Below are 17503 nucleotides of genomic sequence, written 5' to 3'. Positions count from 1 at the left end.
GGGCGCACGGACGATCCTAGTTCGGCGTTCCGGATGCGCCGCGCGAGGGCGGCCGTAGCCGACGCCGCACGCGGCCCCGCATACGCGTTGGCCCATGGGCGCCCCGACGGGTGATGATCTCCGAGTGAGCTCCCAGCCGGCGCGCGACGCCCAGGATCGCGACGCCGCCCCCGCGGCGCGCGCGGCCGCAGCGCCCGACCTCGTCCGGCTGCTCCTGGTCGCCTCGGTGGCGCTCATCACGCTCGTCGCCTTCGAGAACCTCGCGGTCAGCACCGCGATGCCGGCGGTGACCGAGGACCTCGGCGGGCTTCGCCTCTACGCACTCGCATCCGGCGCGCCGCTCGCGGCCCAGCTCGTCGCAACCGCCGTCTCCGGTGCCTGGACGGACGCCCGCGGAGCGCGTGGCTCGCTGCTGACCGGTATCGCGCTGTTCTGCGGCGGTCTCGTCATCGCCGGGCTCTCCCCGACGATGGAGCTCCTGGTGGTCGGGCGCGCCGTCCAGGGCTTTGGTGGCGGCCTCCTCATCGTGCCGCTCTACGTGCTTGTCGGCGCGCTGGTCCCGGCAGCGCGCCGGCCCAGCTTCTTCGCGGCGTTCTCAGCCGCGTGGGTCGTCCCCGCCCTCGTCGGCCCGGGCGTCGCGGGTCTCGTCGTGGAAGTGGCGTCCTGGCGCTGGATCTTCCTGGGCGTCCCCGTCCTCATGCTCGGTGCCACGACACTGCTCCTGCCGCTGCTCCGCCAGGTCCCGGTCCCGTCAGCCACGGTGCCCCCTCAGGCCCGCCGCATTCTTGTGGCCGCGGCCGGCACGGGTGTCGCCGTCGCCGCGCTCCAGGTGTCCGGGGCGGCGTCGGGTGCCTGGGTGCTCCCCATGGCACTCGCCGCCGTCGTCGCGCTCATTCTGAGCCTGCCCGTGGTGCTGCCCGCCGGTACGGCCGTCCTACGCGCCGGTGTCCCGGCCGCGGTGGCCTGCCGGGCGCTGCTGAACGCGACGTTCATGACCGCGCAGACCTTCCTGCCCCTGCTTCTCGTCCGCGAGCACGGCTGGCTGGAGGTGCAGGCCGGGCTGGTCCTCACCGCCGCCGCGATCACGTGGGCGCTCGGCGCCGCGATCCAGGGGCGGGTGCGCTCCGCGGGCGGGCGGGCCCGCCTGAACTGGCTCGGGCCGCTCGTCCTCGCGTTCGGCACCATGGTGGCCGCCGTCGCGACCCTTCCGGCGTTGCCCTGGTTCGCGCTCGGGGGCTGGACGATCGCCGGCCTCGGCATCGGCCTGGTCTTCCCGGCGATGTCGGTGCTCGTGCTCCAGGAGACCCCGCCGGCGCACCACGGCCAGATCAGCTCTTCCCTGCAGGTGGCGGACGCGCTGGGGGCCGCCCTGGGCCTTGCGGCGGGCGGTGCACTGTTCACCGCTCTCGTGGGGACAGGTGGCACGACCGCCTACCTCGCGGGCCTGGCACTCGCCGCCTCGTTCGGGCTGCTCGCCGCGGTGGCAGGGGCACGTGCGCGGCCCCGCCGCTGACCCGTGTGGCAGCGCTGATTCCGGTGCGTGCCGCTGACCGCGGTGCACGGTCGTAGACCGTGTGCGCAAGGTCACCGAGCCCCCCGGTGTCGCCGATGTGCCCCGGCCGGATACTCTTGGGGTTCCTGGAGTGCATATTTCCTGCCCAGGCCCCTGCGGAGTTCTCGCGTCGTTGGGCCCTTTGTGCGGATGGTGCGGCGCCGACCTGGCATCGTCACCCACACTCCGTACACGACGATGGGTTCCTTTCTGTGACCACCGCAACACTCCCTGACTTCGCGCGCCCTGACGCCGCGCAGGACGACGCCCTCTTCCCCGCCGACGACGTGCGGACCGTGATCGCGCCCGACGACATCGGGCCCGATGACGCCTCCCGCACCGACGCGGCCCCGTCGGACGGTGCGTCGATCACCGACAGCACCGACACGAGCGACGACGCCGACAGCAGCGATGCCGACGCGACCGACGCCCGCACCTTCGCCTCGCTCGGACTTCCCGCAGACCTCCTCGCCGCCGTCGAGGACCTCGGCTTCACGGTCCCCACCGACATCCAGGCCGAAGCCATCCCGGTGCTGCTCTCCGGGCGCGACGTCGTCGGCATCGCCCAGACCGGCACCGGCAAGACGGCCGCGTTCGGCCTCCCGCTGCTCGCCGCCGTCGACCCCGCCCGACGGTCGGTGCAGGCCCTGGTCCTGACGCCCACCCGCGAGCTGGCCATGCAGGTCGCCGACGCGATCGCCTCGTTCGCGCACCGCACCCGCGACCTGCGCGTGCTCCCCGTGTACGGCGGTTCGAGCTACATCCCGCAGCTGCGGGCGCTGAAGGACGGCGCCCAGGTCGTCGTCGGCACCCCCGGCCGCATCATGGACCTCATCGAGCGCGGCAGCCTCCAGCTCGGCGGGGTGCGTTTCTTCGTCCTCGACGAGGCAGACGAGATGCTGCGCATGGGCTTCGCCGAGGACGTCGAGCAGATCGCCTCGAACGTCCCCAAGGAGCGTCGTACCGCGCTCTTCTCCGCGACGATGCCCGGCGGCATCAAGAAGGTCGCCGCCACGCACCTGACCGACCCGGTCCGGGTGGCCACCAGCCGGTCCGCATCGACCACCGCCACGGTGCACCAGACCTACGCCATCGTCCCGTTCCGCCACAAGATCGGTGCCCTGTCCCGGGTGCTGGCAAGCTCCGACGCCGACGCCGCGATCGTCTTCGTGCGCACCAAGGGTACGGTCGAGGACGTCTCGATCGAGCTCTCCGGGCGCGGTATCTCCGCTGCCGGCCTCTCCGGCGACGTGCCGCAGAAGGAGCGCGAGAAGCTCGTCGAACGGCTGCGCAACGGCACGCTCGACGTCCTCGTGGCCACCGACGTCGCGGCCCGTGGCCTCGATGTCGAGCGCATCGGCCTCGTCGTGAACTTCGACGTGCCGCGGGAGGCCGACTCCTACGTGCACCGCATCGGCCGCACCGCCCGCGCGGGCCGCACCGGTACGGCCCTGACGTTCCTCACCCCGCGTGAGCGGGGCCAGCTCAGGCAGATCGAGAAGCTCACCGGCACGAGGCTGGAGGAGATCAACCTGCCGACACCCGCCGACGTGTCGCGCCACAAGGCCGAGAAACTCTTCGGCCAGGTCGCCACCCGGACCGAGAAGGGTCGCCTCGACATGTACCGCGAGGCCGTCCACGAGTACGTCGAGAAGTCCGGCGCCGACCTCGAGGAGCTCGCCGCCACCCTGGTCGCGCTCGCCGTCGGCGACGAGGGCCCTCGCCCACGTGACGAGGACGCCGCGCGGGTGCGTCACGAGGAGCAGGTGGACGACGAAGGGGCATTCGTCGGTGCCCGGTTCGACGAGCACGTCGCCGCCAAGTCCGGTTCGCGCGACCACAGCTCCCGCGGGCCCGCCGAGCGCGGCGGCCGGCACCCCCGGGTGGCGGGTACGCGCTACCGCGTCGAGGTGGGCCACAAGGACGGCGTGCAGCCGGGCGCCATCGTCGGGGCGATCACCGGCGAGGGTGGCCTGCGTGGTTCCGACCTCGGCAAGATCGACATCTTCCCGAGCTTCTCGCTCGTGGAGATCAGCGGCGACATGACGCCGGAGACGACGCGACGCATCGCCGCAGCCCGGGTCGCCGGGCGTCCCCTGCGGATCCGCCTCGACGACGGCCCCCGGGGCAGCCACTCCTCCGACGGCGACCGCACGCCCCACAAGAAGAGCTACGACAGCGGTCCCCGCAGCGGCCAGGGCGAGCGCCCCGGGCGTGACCGGGCTCTGCGCCCGTCCCGTCCCGCCGGTGGCACCCGCGCGCCGAAACGCTCCTTCGGGCACTGACGGGGACGGACAGCGGCCGTCCGACTCGACGTCGGACGGCCGCTGTCCGGTGAGGTGACCGAACCGGCGCTCGACCTGGTCGATCCAGGTGGAGCAGGTGGGCGTGCAGGCGCTGCGACGACGCAGCTGCGCGCTCGGCCCCAGGCACGGTGGGACGAACGAGCCCTACGGACGCAGCCCCGTCCGCGCGCTTCGCCGGGTCGGGCCACGTTCGTCGTAGACGTGCATGGCGGCGGTGGCGGCGGCGACCCACATGACACCCAGGGCCCATCCGCCCAGGACATCGGTGGGTTCGTGCACCCCGAGGTAGACCCGGGACACCCCGACGAGCAGCGCGATGACGACGGCGCCGGTCACGAGCGCCACCCGCGCCTCCCAGCGCGGCGCGAACCGGAAGAGCACGAGGGCGATGGCGAGCCAACCGGCAGCCGCTGCCGTGGAATGTCCGGAGGGGAAGGAGTACCCCAGGGCAGGCACGAGTCCGGCGTCGGGACGCGGTCGGGCCACGAACAACTTGATCAGCTGTGCGAGGACGGTGGCGCCGCCCAGGGAGAGGGCCAGGAAGAGGAGCGGCCGCCGTGAGCGGAACTGGCGCCACAGCACCAGCCCGAGCGCCAGCGTCAGCGGGGCCAGGACCCAGGCGCTGCCCAGCAGGGTGAGGGTCTCCATCGTGGTCGTCAGCCACGGCTCGCGATGCTGGGCGAAGAACTGCCCGACCGGGGCGTCCAGGCCGATGAGCTCGTTGCGGCGCAGCACGTCCTCGGTGACGCCACCGAACGCCGCCCCCGCGGCGACCAGCGCCGCCAGCTCCACGGTGAGCACGAGGCCGAAGGCCCCGCCGGGGCGGAACCGGTCGGCCAGGAAGGCGATCTGGCGATCGTAGCGCGGGGCGATGCGCCGGGCGAGGCGGGACCCGGTCAGCCTGCGCACCGGTGCCAGGGCGCGGTCGGGGTGGCGCGAGACCCAGCGGGCCGTCAGCACCACGGCCACGACGAGCGCCAGCAGACCGGCCAGCACGAGGCTCGCCCGCCCGGCGAGGTGCGCCACGCGCCCGTAGGAGTGTCCCGCCAGGTAGCCGGCGACGACGAACGTCGCCGCCCACGGCACCCCACCGGCGAGGTTGTACGGCAGGAAGACCCGGTAAGGCATCCGGCTGGCCCCCGCGACGAAGGGGACCAGGGCACGCAGCACCCCGACCCAGCGGCCCAGGAACACGGCCTTGCCCCCGTGCGTGCGGAGGTAGTCCTCGGCGCGCTGCCACCGGTCCGCGCCGATCCGCCTGCCCAGCCGGCTGGCGCGCATCGGGTCGGCGAACCGGCGCCCGAGCTCGTACCCGAGGGAGTCGCCGCCGACCGCCCCGACCATCGCAGCCGCGAGCATCCAGCCCAGGCCGGCGTGACCGCCCGCCACCAGTACCCCGCCGAGGAGCATCGCCGTCTCTCCCGGGATGACCAGCCCGACGAATGCGGCCGCCTCGGCCGCCGCCAGCAGCCCGACGAACAGGTACGCCCATGGGCTCGCCAGCCCCAGCAGCTGGTCGACGACGCCGCTCATCGGCGCGGTGCCACGACCGGGACGGCACTCACGTCGGTCCGCACCGCCACCGGGCCCCCGCGGACGACGATCGGGGGGAGCAGGAAGCCGTTGCTGAGGTCGAACATGGGTCTGCTCCTTGCCGTGTGGATCCACGGTGATGCTACGGCACGCCGATCCTGGGTGATCGCGGGGAACGGCCGTTGACCTCGATCGGAGCCCGCCCGTGCTCATCCGAGGCGGCTGATCGCGAAGGCGACGAGGAATCCGACCGAGACGACGAGACCCGTCAGCGCGTGGGTGCTTTCGAAGGCTTCGGGGATCATCGTGTCCGCGATCATCGTGAGGATGGCGCCGGCCGCCACCGCGGTGATCACCGCAACCACCTCGGGCGTGGCCGAGCCGAGGAACTGGTACCCGAGAGCGGCGGCCGCCCCCGCGGCGACGGCGATGCCGCCCCACACCCCGAAGACGTACCGGGCGCTGCGCCCGGCCTGCTTCATCCCGGCCGCGCTCGAGAGGCCCTCGGGGACGTTGGAGATGAACACGGCCGCGACGACGGCGGTGCTCACGCCCCGTCCACCGAGCAGGCTTGCCCCGAGCACCACGGACTCGGGGATGCCGTCGAGCAGCGCGCCGAGGGCGATCGCCATCCCGCTGCCGGCGTGCACCTGCACCGCGGGCTGCCGCCCCGTGTAGCGCTTCCGGTGCCGGGCACCGTGGCGGGCGAGCACGGCGTCGGCGAGCATGTACGCTACGGCACCGGCGAGGAAGCCGACGATCGCCGAGACGAGTCCGCCGCCGTCGGCCGCCTCCTGCATGAGATCGAAGGCGAGCGCGGAGATGAGTACCCCGGCACCGAAGGCCATGATGCCGGCGACGACCCACGGTCGGATCTGCAGCAGCCAGGCCGCCGCCGCGCCGAGCACGAGCGCGGAACCGCCCACGAGCCCCCAGGCGCCGGCGACGACGACGCCGCTCACGACCTCCGTCCAGCACTGCGCGCGAGGCGGGAACGCTCCATGTCCTGTTGGTAGACCCGGCCGCCGCCCACCGCAAGCCGGGCCTGCCCGGGCCGGACCGCCCGGTAGGCCGAGGGAGGCTGCCGTCGTCGTCCGCGGCGCGTCCGGCGACCTGCCTCCAGCGTGACGACGGCGAGCGGCTGCCGGCAGCAGGCCCGACGGGAGCCACGGCGAGCAGGAGCGCGCACCTGGTCGCCGGCCGACGCGTCACCGACCCCGGTCACGCTGCCTTTGGCGCATGACCACATACGTCGCGCCGCCGAGCAGCAGTCCGGCGATGACGACGACGATCGTGCCGGTCGGGCCGGACACCACGGACTCGAGCATCTGCCGCGACTGCGAGGTCGGGTCGGCGAGCACCACCCCCACGAACGCGGCCACCAGCACACCGGCCAGGACGGACACCCACTTCGACGACACCCCGTCCAGGCCCATCTTCCGGCGCAGGGTCTGCGCGGCCCTGACGATGCGCCCCGCCCGGACGATCCTCAGGGCGCCCACGACCCTGAGCAGGCGCAGGAGCTGGACCGGTCCCATCGCGAGCACGGCGGCGACGGCGACGGCCACGGTGATCAGCATCAGCCAGCGGTGCGTCCGCAGCCACGCGGCCTTGTCACCCGAGACGGCGAAGAGCACGACCGTCTCGGCGACCAGGACTCCCCCGCTCAGCCAGTTCGCTCCCGTGCCGAGCATCGCCCACGGGTCGTCCAGCAACGTGAGGAAGACGGCGGGCACGGACGCGAGAGCGGCGACGAGCACCGGCAGGGCGAGGCGCTCCTCCCACCGGCTCTCACGTTCTTCCATCACCGACCACTTTACCGGCGCCGCTGGGCGCGGCCCGTGCCGGTGCGTCGGAAACCGTGCTGCGTGCGGACCCACCGGACCGTGCCCCCAGGCACAACGGGACGGTCCTCCCGTCCGCCGACGTTGGGCCGTTCTAGGCCGGTCGCCTACCCCGCGAGCGCTGCTACGGCCTCCCGGAACCGGGTGTACCGGTCGAGCTCGACGTCCAGCGGGTCGATGAGCTGTTCCTGCACCGAGTCGGCCACCGCCTGGCGCAGGAGCCGCTCGACCCGGCGGGCCCGGCGTCGCCCGCCCACGCGCGCCGCGATCCCAGCCACGAAGGCAAGAAGGATCCCGCCGGCCGCCCCGCCGACCAGGAGCACCGTCGGCAGCGGCAGCGGTCCGGCGAGCGGGGTCTTCGGCTCGGGCAGCTGGAGGTAGTCGAGCCCGACGAGCGCGCCGAGCCACCCCGCACCGGCGATCGCGGCGAGGAGGAGGAGCCATTGCAGCAGGCCCAGCACCCGCCACCACACCGGCCGGCGCGCCTGCGCCAGCTCCGTGCCGGCGATCTGTTGGTCGAGGGAAGCCACCAGCGCCGGGATACGGGAGGTGATGTGCTCGAGGACGTCACCGCGCCACTGACCGGGCAGGTGCGCCGTCTGGCGGCCGACGAGCGCGTGCGCCGACGCCCGCACCGCGGCCTCCTGGACGGGGGTCGGCCCGGGCAGGGAGGTTCGCACCAGCCGGGCGTCCTTGGCCCGCTCGCCCAGGTGCAACCGCTTGAGCGGGTCCGGGCGCAGGCGGGCGACCCAGCGCAGGGGTGGCCACCCCACCGAGCGCCGCGCCGCACGGACGTACGAGCCCCGGGTCGCCTCGGTGACGGCGTCGACACCGGCCGCCTGGGCCGCAGCCTGCACGAGGGTTCGTCCCGGCCCGCCGGTCGTCGTCGCGGGAGCGGTGCCCGACCCGCCCGCGCCCGCAGCGCGGCCGGCGGCACCGGCGCGCACGTCGTCGGAGGCGCCGTCGCGGGCGGTCGCCCCCGCGAGGCGCGTCGCACAGGTCCGCACGTCGGCGGCGAGCCGTCGCTGCACCGCCCGCTTGGAGTCCACGACCTCGGCGATACGGTCCCGCAGCTCGGCGACGCCGGTGCCGTCGCGCGCGGACGTCATCAGCACGGGGACGTCCACGAGACCGTCCCGGGCGAGGAGCCGGACGAGGTCGGATCGCACACCGGCACGGTCCGCCGCCGCCAGCGTGTCGACCTGGTTGAGGACCACGAACGTGGCGTCCGCGTGCGCGGCCATCGGGGCGAGGTAGTCGCGGTGGACGACGGCGTCGGCGTACTTCTGCGGGTCGAGGACCCACACGAGCACGTCGACGACGCCGGCCATGCGCGCCGCGATCTCCCGGTGCGCATGGGCGGTGGAGTCGATGTCGGGCAGGTCCAGCAGCACGAGCCCGTCGGCCGGTTCGCGCCCGCCGCCGGCCGGCCCACCGGTCGTAGCGCCGGTGCCCGAGCCGCCTCCGGCGTTCGTCCGTTCCGGCACGCCCAGCCAGTCGAGCAGGTCGGCGGCGTCGTCGTCGCCCCACACCGCGGCGAGCGGCCGGCTGGTGGTCGGGCGGCGGGCGGCGACGCGGGCGGCGGCGCGCCCCACCAGGGCGTTGAACAGCGACGACTTCCCCGACCCGGTGGCGCCGAGCAGGGCGACCACCGTCCGGCCGGTGGCGAGGTTCTGCCGCTGCGCGGCCCGCAGCAGCAGCTCCCGTGCCGGGTCGAGGGCGGACTCGGGGACGTGCCCGCCGGCAAGGTCGACGGCTTCGCGCAGCCGTTCGAGGTCGGCCGGCAGCGCGGTGACGGGGTCGGTGGTGTGGGTGCGGAGCCTCATCGTCCTGCCTCCGCCCGCCTGGCGGCCTGCACAGCGGTGACCGCCCCCGAGATGAGTTCCCCGGTCACCGGGTCCGCCGGATACTGCGCGAGGGCGCCGCGGAAGGCGGCGGCCTGGGCCGCGAGGTACTCCCCCGCCCGGGTGTGCAGGTCGGCGCGGGCCGCCTTGGCCATCTTGCGCACGGCGTCGTCGCCGAACACGGCTTCGAGCAGCTTCTGCGCGATGACGGCGGTACCGCCGGCGATCGCGACCTCCGCACCGGTGAGCCCGGCGGTGGACGCGAAGATCACCACCATCAGGGCGATGGCCAACCCGTTGACGCCGAAGGAGAGCACCCGCGCGGTGAGCCGCTTGTCCGCGCCCTCCGCGCGGACCATGCCGAGCAGGTCGCCCTGCCACCCGCGCACCTGCTCGGCGGCGTCGGCCACGAGCCGCTCCGGCGGGGCGAGGGCCGCCGTCGCCGCGACCAGGGGGCCGTGGGATCCCGGCTCGAGGCGCCAGGACCGGTCGACCGCGGCGGCCGCCCGTTCGGCCTCAGCCACGAGCAACGTCTGCAGGCCGGCCTCGATCGCCACCTCCACCCGTTCGGCGGGGGCGGGCCGTCCGCGGAAGAACGCGCCGATACGGTCCCGCACCCGCCCGACCTTGGCCTCGACCGAGCGGAAGAACTCGCCCGTGCCGACGAACTCCTGCCAGCGGGCCAGGACCTCCCCGCGCAGCATCGCACCGTCGGCGGTGGCCTCCATGATGCGGTCGTGAGCCTGTGCGTAGGCGTCGTCCACCCGGGCGGCGAGCGCGGCGACCGCGGCCGCCTGCGCGCGGGCCCCGTCGCCGACGGCACCCGCGCGCACGAGCAGCGCGTCCAGGGCGCCGCCGAGGGTCTGCCGTGCCACGGAGGCCCGTGTCCCGGCGTCCTCGGCGAGTCCGCGCAGCCAGGCGGACAGCGCGGCGACGTCGGCCTCGGGGAGCAGGCCGTCGGCGTCGAGCACGGTCTCACCGATGACGAAAAGCGGCGCCCGCTCGAGCCCCTCGGCGGCGAGGCGCGCGGCGAGGTCCTGGCGCACCTCGGCGCTCTCGCCGGCGGGTACGCGGTCCAGGATCACGGCGACGACGACGCGCCGTTCGGCGGCCTCGTGCAGCAGCTGCCACGGGACGGCGTCACCGTACCTGGCCGCGGTGGTGACGAAGATCCACAGGTCGGCGGCCGCGAGGAGCTGCCCGGCGAGCTGCCGGTTCTCCGCGACGACCGAGTCGATGTCCGGCGCGTCCAGCAGCGCGAGCCCGGCCGGCAGCCGGTCGCTCTCCCGCAGCTCCAGCTCGCCCTGGACGCCGGTGCCCACCGAGGGTGTCGCCGCGGCACCGGGGGCGGCGCTCACCCGGGCGAGGCCGGGGAGGATGCGGTCGCCGGTGAACCACTCCGCGTCGTCGCGGTGGTGCACCAGCAGGGGGCGGCGCGTGGTGGGGCGGATCGCCGACGCCGCCGCGACCTTCTCGCGCAGCAGACCGTTGACCAGGGTGGACTTGCCCGCCCCGGTCGAGCCGCCGACGACGGCCAGGAGCGGCGCGTCGAGCTGCTCGTACCGCGGGATGACGTAGTCGTCGAGCTGGGCGACGACGTCGCGGCGGTGCGTGCGGGCGGCCGCGGCACCCTCGACGTCCAGCGGCAGGTCGACGCCGGCGAGCAGGTCCCGCAGGTCGTGGAGGGCCCCGAGCACGGCGCGTGCACCGTCCGTGCCGGGCCAGAGGGAGCTCATCACGCCTCGGGCACTTGCCGCACGACCTGCGGCCACAGGTCCTGCTCCGGGGGCTGCCAGGCGGCGGCGTCGGCCGGGGCCTGCTCGCCCGAGCGGATGTCCTTGACCTCGTCCGCACCGTCCTCGGCCGGGAACCACACGAACGGGATGCCCCGCCGATCGGCGAACCGGATCTGCTTGCCGAACTTGGCCGCGGTGGGTGCGACGTCGGTCGGGATGCCCCGGGCCCGCAGCTCGGCGGCGACCCGGTTGCTCGCGGCACGGTGCTCCTCGTCGGTCACGGCGACCAGCACCGCGGTCGGCACCGGACGGGTGGCGCGGAGCAGGTCGTCCCCGAGGAGGCGGGCCAGCAGGCGGGAGACCCCGATGGACAGGCCGACGCCCGGGTAGGTGGACCGGCCGTCGGAGGCCAGGGAGTCGTAGCGGCCGCCCGAGCAGATCGAGCCGAGGTTCTCGTGCCCCACCAGGGTGGTCTCGTACACGCTGCCGGTGTAGTAGTCGAGTCCGCGGGCGATCTTCAGGTCGCCGACGACGGTGCCGGGAGACCGCTCCTGCGCGGCCTCCAGCAGCGCGACGAGCTCGCCCAGCCCCTCGTCGAGGAGGTCCGACCGGAAGCCCAGGGCGAGCACCCGGTCCGCGACCGAGGCATCGGTGCCGCTGATGGAGGCGAGCTCGAGCGCGCCGGCCGCCTGCGCCGGCGTCGCCCCGACCTCGTTCATCAATGCCGCAGCGACGCCTTCGGGTCCGATCTTGTCGAGCTTGTCGATCACCCGGAGGGTGCCCTCGACGTCCTCGATGCCGATCGCCTCGTAGAAACCCTGCGCGACCTTGCGGTTGTTGACGCTGATGCGCACCGGCGGGATCGGCAGCGCGGCGAGGGCCTCCGCCATCACCAGCGGCAGCTCGACCTCGTAGTGGAAGGGCAGCGTGTCCGCGCCGACGACGTCGATGTCCGCCTGGGTGAACTCGCGGAACCGCCCGTCCTGGGGACGCTCACCACGCCAGACCTTCTGGATCTGGTAGCGCTTGAACGGGAACGTGAGCTGGCCGGCGTGCTCGAGCACGTACCGGGCGAACGGGACGGTCAGATCGAAATGCAGGCCGAGCTGCCTGTCCGACCCGGTCTCCTCCAGCCCCTCGGCGTCCTCCTGCAGACGGCGCAGCAGGTACACCTCCTTGGAGGTCTCACCCTTGCGCAGCAGCTGCGGGAGCGGCTCGACCGCCCGGGTCTCGATGCCGGCGAAGCCATGGAGCTCGAAGCTGCGACGCAGCGAGTCGAGGACATGCTGCTCGACCGCGCGGCCGTCCGGCAGCCATTCGGGAAACCCGGAGAGGGAGGAGACACGTGCCATAGCGCTGATCTTCGCAGACGCGCAGGCACCCGGGCGATTCGGCACGCTCGCACCGCTGCCGGCGTAGCCGCCGGACCTGCCCCTCAGCGAGGGGCGCACGCCCCCTCAGCGAGATCTGCGCACCTGCCGGAGGTAGGGGTTCGTGGCGAGCTCGCGTGCGAGCACGGTCGCCGCCCCGTGGCCCGGCAGCAGCACCGTCGACGGCGGCAGCACCTGCCCGAGCGTGCGCAGGGTGGACATCATCTCCTGCTCGTCGCCGCCCGCCAGGTCCGTGCGGCCCCTCGACCCGGCGAAGAGCACGTCGCCGCAGAACGCGAGGAGGTACGTGCCGTCGTCGTCCATGACGACGTCCTCGCCCTGGGGCAGCACCTCGTCGTCACCGTCTGCCGGAGCCTGGACCTCGCCACGGACCAGGAGCACCGCGGAGCCCTCCGTGTGCCCGGGCGCCGGCACCACGCGGCCGACGACGCCCTCGACCAGGAGGGCGCCGCCACCTTCGAGGGTGGCCCGGGGAAGCCCGGCCACCTGCGCCGGGCGTTGCCACGGGGAGCCGGCGATGGCGCGGAACCCGGTGGCGAGCGGTGCGCTGAGCACCTCGGCGGGGTCTTCCAGGCGGTAGGCGTCCGGGGCCCCGAGGTAGACGGGAGCATCGCCCGCGACGACGGCGGCGTCCCATACGTGGTCGGCGTGGCCGTGCGTGAGGAACACGGCGCCGACCGAGAGCCGGTGACGTGCGAGGAGTTCCCCGAGCGCGGCCCCGGCACCGGCACCGGGGTCGATCACCAGCGCCTCGGCTCCCGCCTGGGCGGCGACGACGTAGCAGTGGGTGTCGAGCGCGGTCGCCGACGTGCGGAGGAGCAGCATGTGGCAAGGGTATCCGGCTGTGGCGACCACCCCGGGTCGCCCCGATCCGGTGCGGCACCCGGTCCGATCGCGTCCTCGGGGGGCATCAAGGTGTCATCCGGGGCGTCGCAGTCCGTAGACTGAGGGCCTCGTCACGCCTGGTGCCAGCGAAGCGGCACCGCGTGCGCGGATCGAGACCCGGTTCGCCGGGGGGACGACCGAGAACGGTGTGGCGCCTGCCTACCCCGTCATCGAACAAGGAGTGACCTCGAAGTGACCGAGCAGCCGACATCGACCGAAGCCCACGACGTGACCGGTGCCACGGTCGAGCCGGAGTCGATTCCCACGTCAGGCACCACTGCGGACGAGGTCGCCGCGCCCGGCGCCGTCGACGCGGAGCCGGCCTCCGCCGAGCCGCAGCGCGAGCCCACACCGCCCGCTGAACCTCGGCCCGAGCCGGAGGTCGGGTCCGAGCCCAGCCCGGTGGCCACCGTGGAGGTCGGTTCCGAGCCCAGCCCGGTGGCCACCGTGGAGGTCGGTTCCGAGCCCAGCCCGGTGACCGAGCGCGCACCCGCTCCGGGGCCTGAGGTCGCACCGGCCCCCGAGGAGCCGAAGCCGACCCCCGAGGCCACGCCGCAGCCCGATCCGGCAGCGCCCACCGAGCAGAAGAAGCCCGTCCCCGTCCCGTCCGCCGTCCGGCCCCGTCCGGTGCCCCGCCCCGCCGCCCGCGTCCCCGCGACCGGGACGACCCCGGCCGCAGTCGTCCCGGTCGCTCCCCCCGTCGACGCCCACGACGCCGCCGAGGCTGCCGCGTGGGGCCGCGTCGACGAGGACGACGGCACCGTGTGGGTGCGCGAGGAAGCGGGTGAACGCAGCGTCGGTCAGTATCCCGGCGCCGACCGCGAGGAGGCCCTCGCGTTCTACGTCCGACGGTTCCTCGACATCCAGGCGCAGGTTGCGCTCTTCGAGATGCGCCTCGCGAACATCACCCCGAAGGAGATCGACCAGACGCTCACGAGCCTGGACGAGTCGCTCAAGGAACCCACCGCCGTCGGCGACATCGACGGCCTGCGCCGCCGGGTCGAGGTTCTCCGCGGCGTCGCCGAGGAGCGGCGCAAGGAGGTCACGGCCGAGCGTGAGGCCGCCCGTGCCCAGGCCACCGCCGAGCGCACCGTCATCGTCGAGAAGGCCGAGAAGATCGCTGCGCAGGACCCGGAGCGCACCCAGTGGAAACAGTCCGGGGAACGTCTGCGTGAGCTGCTCGACGAGTGGAAGACCGCGCAACGGTCCGGCCCGCGCCTGGACCGGACGAGCGAGGACTCCCTGTGGAAGCGCTTCTCTCATGCGCGCACCGCGTTCGACCGGCACCGTCGACAGTACTTCTCGGAGCTCGACGCTGCCCAGTCCCAGGTCAAGGCCGCCAAGGAGAAGCTCATCGGCCGCGCGACCGAGCTGTCCACCTCGACCGACTGGGGCCGCACCGCCGCCGCGTACCGCGAGCTGATGGAGGAATGGAAGGCCGCCGGCCGGGCGTCCCGCAAGGAGGACGACGCCCTCTGGGCCCGCTTCCGCGCCGCCCAGCAGTCCTTCTTCGACGCCCGCAGCGCGCAGAACGCCGAGATCGACGTCGAGTACGGCGAGAACCTCAAGGTCAAGCTGGCGCTCCTCGAGCAGGCCGAGGCACTGCTGCCCGTGACCGATCCGCGCGCCGCGCGGGCCGCGCTGCGCCCCATCCAGGATCGGTGGGACGAGGCCGGCAAGGTCCCGCGGGCGGACGTCCAGCGGGTCGATGGGCGCATGCGCGACGTCGAGCAGGCGGTGCGAGCGGCGGAGGACGCCGCCTGGAACCGCACCAACCCCGAACACAAGGCCCGGGCCGAGGGTGCGGCCGCCCAGCTGGCGGCCGCGATCACGTCGCTCGAGGAGGACCTCGCGACGGCCCGGGCGACCGGCGACGTCCAGCAGATCGCCGACGCCGAGGCCGCGCTCGAGGCGCGCCGGTCGTGGCTGGAGCAGGTCGAGCGCACCGCCAACGGCTGAGCAGGTCGTGCGTCGCCGCCTGCGGCGGCGCACGACTTCGGCCCCGGTGTACCGGTGCCACGACTTCGGCCCCGGTGCGCCGGTGGCGCGCCTCGGTCGCTGGTGCCGTTACGACGGCTCAGGAGCCGCTGTCCGGGCGTTCTTCGTCCCGGTGACCCGGTAGGCGTCGAAGACGCCGTCGATGCGGCGGACCGCGCTCAGCACGTGCCCGAGGTGCGAGGGCTCGGCCGTCTCGAACACGAACTTGCTGATCGCCACGCGGTCGCGCGAAGTCGTGACGGACGCCGAGAGGATGTTCACGTGGTTGTCCGACAGGACCCGCGTGACGTCGGAGAGCAGGGCGGCGCGGTCGAGGGCCTCCACCTGGATCTGGACGAGGAAGCTGCTCTGCGCCCGTTCGGCCCACGTGACGCCGACCATGCGCTCCGGCTGGGCACGCAGACCGTCGACGTTGCCGCAATCCGCGCGGTGCACCGAGACCCCCGAGCCGCGCGTGACGAAGCCGACGATCGGGTCCCCGGGCACGGGGGTGCAGCAGCGGGCGAGCTTGACCCAGATGTCGGTGTCGTCCATCCCCTCGACGATCACCCCGGAGTCGCCCGAGCGGGGCCGGGGCCGGTGCTCCCCGGGCATGACGGCCTCGGAGAGCGTCTCCTCGGCACCCGGCTCGCCACCCATGGACTGCACGAGCTTCTGCACGACGTTGCTCGCCGAGACGTGGTTCTCCCCCACGGCGGCATAGAGGGCGGAGACGTCGGCATAGCGCAGTTCGGTGGCCAGCGCACTGAGCGACTCGTGGTTCATGAGGCGCTGGATCGGCAGGTTCTGCTTGCGCATGGCCTTGGTCAGGAGCGTCTTGCCGGCCTCGATCGCCTCCTCGCGGCGCTCCTTGGTGAACCAGGACTTGATCTTGTTCCGCGCACGCTGGCTCTTGACGAACGAGAGCCAGTCCTGGCTCGGCCCCGCACCTTCGGCCTTGGAGGTGAAGACCTCGACGTTGTCGCCGTTCTCGAGCACCGAGTCCAGCGGCACGAGCCGGCCGTTGACCCGTGCCCCGACGGTGCGGTGCCCCACCTCGGTGTGCACGGCGTAGGCGAAGTCCACCGGGGTCGATCCACCCGGCAGGGCCATCACGTCGCCCTTCGGGGTGAACACGTAGACCTGCGACCCGGACATCTCGTAACGCAGCGAGTCGAGGAACTCACCCGGGTCCGCCGTCTCGCGCTGCCAGTCCATGAGCTGGCGCAGCCAGCCCATCTCCTGCGGTGCGTCGCCGCCGGCGCCCGGCTTGCCGCCCTTGACGTTCGGGTTCTCCTTGTACTTCCAGTGTGCGGCGACGCCGTACTCCGCGCGGCGGTGCATGTCGAACGTGCGGATCTGGATCTCCACCGGTTTGCCGCCCGGGCCCACCACCGTGGTGTGCAGCGACTGGTAGAGGTTGAACTTCGGCATCGCGATGTAGTCCTTGAAGCGCCCCGGCAGGGGCGTCCACCGCGCGTGCATCGCACCCAGCGCGGCATAGCAGTCCCGGACGCTGTCGACGAGCACCCGCACGCCGACGAGATCGTAGATGTCGTCGAAGTCGCGACCGCGCACGATCATCTTCTGGTAGATGGAGTAGTAGTGCTTGGGCCGGCCCGTCACCACCCCACGCAGCTTCGCCGTGCGCAGGTCGTCCTCGATCGTCTCGACCACCAGAGCCAGGTACTCGTCCCGTGCGGGGGCACGCTCCGCGACGAGGTGCTCGATCTCCTCGTAGACCTTCTGGTACAGCGTTGCGAAGGCGAGGTCCTCCAGCTCCCACTTGATCGTGTTCATCCCCAGGCGGTGCGCGAGCGGGGCGTAGATCTCGAGGGTCTCGCGCGCCTTCTTCGCTGCCTTCTCGGCCGGGACGTACTTCCATGTGCGGGCGTTGTGCAGCCGGTCGGCGAGCTTGATGACGAGGACGCGGATGTCCTTCGCCATCGCGACGACCATCTTGCGCACCGTCTCGGCCTGTGCCGCGTCGCCGTAGGTGACCTTGTCGAGCTTGGTGACGCCGTCGACCAGCAGTGCCACCTCGTCGCCGAACTCGGACCGGATCTTCTCGAGCGGGTAGCCGGTGTCCTCGACCGTGTCGTGCAGCAGCGCGGCCACGAGCGTCGTCGACGTCATGCCGAGCTCGGCGAGGATGGTGGCGACGGCGACGGGGTGCGTGATGTACGGGTCGCCACTCTTGCGCTGCTGCCCCCGGTGCGCCTCCTCGGCCACCTCGTAGGCACGCACGATGAGGTGGGTGTCTGCCTTGGGATGACTCGCGCGCACCGCGCGCAACAACGGCTCGATGGCCGGCGGGCTGGTGTGCCCGCGCGAGCCGAGCCACACCAGGCGCGAACGCACGCGCGAGCCCGGCACCACGGTGTCGGTACCGCTGCTCTCCCCCGCTGTCGGGACGCGCTCGCCGGTCATCCGTA

11 protein-coding genes are annotated in these 17503 nt (G+C 73.5%); 3 read left to right on the top strand and 8 right to left on the bottom strand.

Translation table 11 applies throughout. The features are described from left to right. Positions 1-124 precede the first annotated feature (124 nt). Complete coding sequence (locus tag ACYC1Z_RS02175; protein WP_461407918.1) at positions 125-1513, top strand: MFS transporter; 1389 nt, start codon at positions 125-127, stop codon at positions 1511-1513. A 251-nt stretch (positions 1514-1764) separates the two neighbouring features. Beyond that, a complete protein-coding gene (locus ACYC1Z_RS02170) occupies positions 1765-3837 on the top strand; it encodes a DEAD/DEAH box helicase (protein WP_461407917.1) in 2073 nt (690 codons plus the stop codon). A gap of 165 nt (positions 3838-4002) precedes the next feature. On the opposite strand, the gene ACYC1Z_RS02165 is transcribed toward ACYC1Z_RS02170, so the two are convergent. The 7 genes from ACYC1Z_RS02165 to ACYC1Z_RS02135 all read right to left on the bottom strand — a co-directional run bounded on the left by ACYC1Z_RS02165 (position 4003) and on the right by ACYC1Z_RS02135 (position 13031). Further along, entirely contained in the window at positions 4003-5391 is a 1389-nt protein-coding gene (locus tag ACYC1Z_RS02165) for a bifunctional DedA family/phosphatase PAP2 family protein (RefSeq protein ID WP_461407916.1), read from the bottom strand. A gap of 209 nt (positions 5392-5600) precedes the next feature. Beyond that, positions 5601-6353 carry a ZIP family metal transporter gene (locus ACYC1Z_RS02160; protein ID WP_461407915.1) on the bottom strand — a complete coding sequence of 251 codons (753 nt, stop codon included), beginning with the start codon at positions 6351-6353 and terminating at the stop codon, positions 5601-5603. Between the two features lie 246 nt (positions 6354-6599). Beyond that, positions 6600-7196 (bottom strand): hypothetical protein, encoded by a 597-nt coding sequence (locus ACYC1Z_RS02155; RefSeq protein ID WP_461407914.1) that lies wholly within the window; start codon positions 7194-7196, stop codon positions 6600-6602. A gap of 146 nt (positions 7197-7342) precedes the next feature. Next, the gene (locus ACYC1Z_RS02150; RefSeq protein ID WP_461407913.1) at positions 7343-9061 is read right to left on the bottom strand and encodes a GTPase; all 1719 of its coding nucleotides are present in this window, start codon (positions 9059-9061) and stop codon (positions 7343-7345) included. After that, positions 9058-10815 carry a dynamin family protein gene (locus ACYC1Z_RS02145; RefSeq protein WP_461407912.1) on the bottom strand — a complete coding sequence of 586 codons (1758 nt, stop codon included), beginning with the start codon at positions 10813-10815 and terminating at the stop codon, positions 9058-9060. Before ACYC1Z_RS02145 ends, ACYC1Z_RS02150 begins: the two co-directional genes overlap by 4 nt. Next, positions 10815-12167, bottom strand: a complete 1353-nt coding sequence (gene hisS / locus ACYC1Z_RS02140) for a histidine--tRNA ligase (RefSeq protein ID WP_461407911.1) — start codon at positions 12165-12167, stop codon at positions 10815-10817. Before hisS ends, ACYC1Z_RS02145 begins: the two co-directional genes overlap by 1 nt. Positions 12168-12272: 105 nt before the next feature. Then, on the bottom strand, positions 12273-13031 hold the full coding sequence (locus ACYC1Z_RS02135; RefSeq protein ID WP_461407910.1) for an MBL fold metallo-hydrolase: 759 nt from the start codon (positions 13029-13031) through the stop codon (positions 12273-12275). 252 nt (positions 13032-13283) lie between these two features. Here ACYC1Z_RS02135 and ACYC1Z_RS02130 point away from each other — a divergent pair, with 252 nt between their 5' ends. After that, complete coding sequence (locus tag ACYC1Z_RS02130) at positions 13284-15050, top strand: DUF349 domain-containing protein (RefSeq protein ID WP_461407909.1); 1767 nt, start codon at positions 13284-13286, stop codon at positions 15048-15050. 108 nt (positions 15051-15158) lie between these two features. On the opposite strand, the gene ACYC1Z_RS02125 is transcribed toward ACYC1Z_RS02130, so the two are convergent. After that, complete coding sequence (locus tag ACYC1Z_RS02125) at positions 15159-17498, bottom strand: RelA/SpoT family protein (protein ID WP_461407908.1); 2340 nt, start codon at positions 17496-17498, stop codon at positions 15159-15161. Positions 17499-17503 lie beyond the last annotated feature (5 nt).

It is taken from the genome of Georgenia sp., from assembly GCF_054605595.1.
This window is presented reverse-complemented; position numbering and strand designations above follow the sequence as displayed.